Source organism: Streptomyces sp. NPDC127084 (assembly GCF_042724175.1).
Taxonomy (GTDB): domain Bacteria; phylum Actinomycetota; class Actinomycetes; order Streptomycetales; family Streptomycetaceae; genus Streptomyces.
The window spans coordinates 3,584-6,947 of sequence record NZ_JBHXFA010000242.1 but is presented as its reverse complement, the minus strand read 5'-3'; the positions used below and the strand labels follow the sequence as shown (position 1 = coordinate 6,947).

At 72.0% G+C, this 3,364-nt stretch carries 2 protein-coding genes and 1 pseudogene; all 3 read left to right on the top strand.

Annotation, left to right across the window (positions count from 1 at the left end; genetic code table 11):
* Positions 1 to 526: pseudogene (locus ACFWI9_RS32025) on the top strand (endonuclease); the annotation flags it as partial.
* Positions 527 to 533: 7 nt separating this feature from the next.
* Positions 534 to 1,496 (top strand): TIGR04222 domain-containing membrane protein, encoded by a 963-nt coding sequence (locus ACFWI9_RS32020; RefSeq protein WP_387168136.1) that lies wholly within the window; start codon positions 534 to 536, stop codon positions 1,494 to 1,496.
* A gap of 165 nt (positions 1,497 to 1,661) precedes the next feature.
* Positions 1,662 to 3,353: an alpha/beta hydrolase gene (locus tag ACFWI9_RS32015; RefSeq protein WP_387168134.1), complete on the top strand. Its 1,692-nt coding sequence runs from the start codon at positions 1,662 to 1,664 to the stop codon at positions 3,351 to 3,353.
* The last annotated feature ends 11 nt before the right edge of the window (positions 3,354 to 3,364 follow it).

Genomic DNA, 3,364 nt, shown 5'->3' with positions numbered 1-3,364 from the left:
CCTCGGCGATACGCAGCGCATCCGCCTGTGCCACCGCCCAGTGCGCCAGCTCCCAGCCCCGCCGCGTCTTCGCCGCCGCCTTGGCGCCGCCGCCCCCGCCCCCGAAACCACGGACGAAGCGGCACGTGAGCGGCTCGCGCTGGCGCAGGCGGCTCTGCTGTCCGCGCTGGTCGCGGGTACGCCCGCGCCAGAAGGCTTCGACGCACCGCGGCTGCGGGTGCAGAGCCGGGCCCTCGCCGCCAAGCGGTCCGATGTCGTGGCCAAGGTGGCTCCCGAATTGCGGCAGATACTCGGAAGCGGCTACCGGTCCGCGTTCCTCGACTACGCCCGGAGCCGGCCCATGACCGGCGGATACCACCGGGACGCACTGGACTTCGCCGAGCACCTGCTGATCGCGGGGAACCCGCAGGATCCAGCCGCCCGGCGGCGGCTGACGTACTGGTGGCAGGACCGGGCGGGCGCCCGGCCGCCACGCCGCACGACCCGGATCGTACGGGCGGCTCGTGCCGCTCTTGTCAGGAGGTGACTCCCGGATGCTGAACTTTCTCGCACTGCTGGTGAATATCGCCATGGCCATCTCATCGGTGCTGCTGATCAGGGGGCTCGCCAGGACCCGTGGCCGCGGCCCGGCCGGACCCGTGTACGACGTGATGGAGGTGGCCTTCCTCAACGGCGGGCCCGCCCGTGTGGTCGATACGGCACTGGCCACGATGGCGGCCGACGGGCGGATCGCCATCGGCGGCCCCGGGATCATCGCGGTACGGCAGGCCGTGGCTTACCACGCGGTGGAGCAGGCGGTGCTCCAGGAGGCGGCAGCGGCGCCCCACGGGGCACTGCACCATCTGCGGCCTGTTGTGATGAGCGGCCCCGCCGTGCAGGCCATCGGCGACGGCCTCGCCGCACGCGGCCTGATGGTGGAGCCCCGGGTGCTGCGCCCGCTGCGGCGCCGGGCCGGAATACAGACGGGCTGCGCCTTCCTCCTGTTCCCCGCCGGGATCGTGGTGACGGCGCTCCAGTACACGGCGTTCGAGGGATACGCGGGCTACTTTCCGTTCTTCGTGGCGGTGCTGCCCGCGATCTTCGGGGGTTTCCTGGTCGGGGCCGTCTGCGCGGCGAAGGCGAACCGCAAGGTGACAGCGGCGGGCAGGCGGGCTGCGTACGCGTACCGGCGGGCCCACCCGGGCGCCGCGGACACGGCCCACCTGGTCGCGCTGAACGGATTGCGCGCACTGCCGGACCCGGTGCTCCAGGGTCAGTTGACGACTGCCGCCCGGTTGACGCAGACCAGCCGGTCGTCCGTGGATCACAGCGTGGGGGCCACGCTGATCACGGAGGACGTGGTGTGGTGCGCCTCGTCTCCCGACGGGGGCGGCTCGTGCGGCGGGGCGAGCGGCAGCTCGTGTGGCGGAAGCGGTGGGTGCGGGGGCTCGTCCGGTGGTGGATCGAGCTGTGGAGGCAGCAGTTCGAGCTGTGGCGGCGGTGGCGGCGGCGACTGACGGAGGTCGTCATGGCACGCGGCAGATCCACAACCCACGCAGATCGGTATGGAGCGTCACAGATTGACGCATAGGAGTCATTGACCACGACACCGGACAATGGTGCTTTACAAGCCCTACGCCTGCGGTTTCCCTTCGTTCCACGGCGGTACGAAGGGAAACACGATGAGCGTACGGATGTGGCGTGGAGCGGTCGGCTCCCTGGTCCTGTCGGCCCTCCTCGCCGCACCGGCCGGTGGAACCACCCTCCTCGGAGCAACCGGAGCAGCCGGAGGAAGCGGGGCAACCGCGGCGACCGGCGTACCCGGGGCAGCCACCCCGCTTGAGGACGCCGGTGTGCGCAGGGCCGCGGCCCGGGCCCGCACGGCGGGGATCTCCTTCGGACCCTGCCCCGCCGTCGAGCGACTCCCCGCGTATGTCCAGTGCGGCACGGTCGACGTGCCGGTCGACTACGCGAAACCGCTGGACCGTCAGGTCCCGCTCACCGTCAGCCGCGTCAAGGCCGGCGGACCGGCCACCGCCCGCCAGGGCTCGCTCATCTACAACCCGGGCGGCCCCGGCGGTTCCGCCATGTACTTCCCCAAGGCGTCCCAATGGCCTGAGTGGAAGCGGATCGCCCAGGCATACGATCTGATCGGCTACGCCCCACGCGGCGTGGGACGGTCCGCACCGCTGTCCTGCCAGGACCCGGCCGACTTCACCAAGGCGCCCACACAGGCCCCGACCTCGCCCTCGGAGTCGTACAAGCAGGAGCGGATCGCCCGTGCCAAGGCGTATGCCCGAGGCTGCGCCCGCAGCGGCGGTACGGATCTGCGGCATCTCAACTCGCTCAACAACGCACGCGACTTGGAGGTTCTGCGAGCGGCGCTGGGCGAGGAGGAGCTGACGTTCGTGGGGTCCTCCTACGGGACGTACCTCGGCGCGCTGTACGCCGTGCTGTTCCCTGGGCACGTACGGCGCATGGTGCTGGATTCGGTGGTCGATCCGTCGCCGGACAAGATCTGGTACCGCAACAACCTGGAGCAGTCACTGGCCTTCGAGAGCCGCTGGGCCGACTTCCGCGCCTGGGTCGCCCGGCACCACGCCGTCTACGGTCTTGGCAGGACCGCGGCCGAGGTCCAGCACAGCTACGAACTGGCCCGGGCCCGGGTCGCGCATGAACCGGCCGGGGGCAAGGTAGGCCCCGAGCAACTGCGTTCGGCGTTCCTACGGGCCGCCTACTTCGATGACTACTGGCCGCGCCGGGCCGCGGCCCTCGCCAAGTACCTGAAGGGCGACCCGAACGACCTGATCGCCGTGGCCGCGCCGGATCCGGCGGAGGCCCCGGAGGAGGAGAACGGCAACGCCGTCTACACAGCCGTCGAGTGCAACGACGCGCCGTGGCCCACGGACTGGAAGGTCTGGGACCGGGACAACACCGCGCTGGCGCGCCGGGCACCGTTCGAGACCTGGGCCAATGTGTGGATGAACCTGCCGTGTGCCTACTGGCCCGCACCACGGCAGCAGCCGCTGGACCTGCGCACCGCGCCGGGTGTGCTGCCGCCACTGCTGATCCTGGCGGCCGAGCGGGACGCGGCGACGCCGTACACGGGTGCCCTGGAGCTGCACCGGCGGCTCGGCGGCTCGGTGCTGGTCACGGAGCGGGACGCCGGTTCGCACGGCATCGTCGGCGGCGCCAACACCTGCGTCAACGGGCATGTGGACGCGTATCTGCTGGAGGGCCGGACACCGCGGGAGGGCGGGACGCCGGTGGGGGGGGCCGGGAGAGGCCGCCCCCCCCCACACCGCCCCGCGGTGGGTTGGTGCGGGGGCGGGGGGGGGGGGGGGGTGATCGCCGGTCTCGCCCCGGGGGGGTGAGTTGGGGGGAG

What these genes read in the sequence shown, in the direction of transcription:
- ACFWI9_RS32015 (WP_387168134.1), top strand. Translation starts at nt 1,662, where the DNA reads ATGAGCGTACGGATGTGGCGTGGAGCGGTCGGCTCCCTGGTCCTGTCG.
- ACFWI9_RS32020 (WP_387168136.1), top strand. Translation starts at nt 534, where the DNA reads ATGCTGAACTTTCTCGCACTGCTGGTGAATATCGCCATGGCCATCTCA.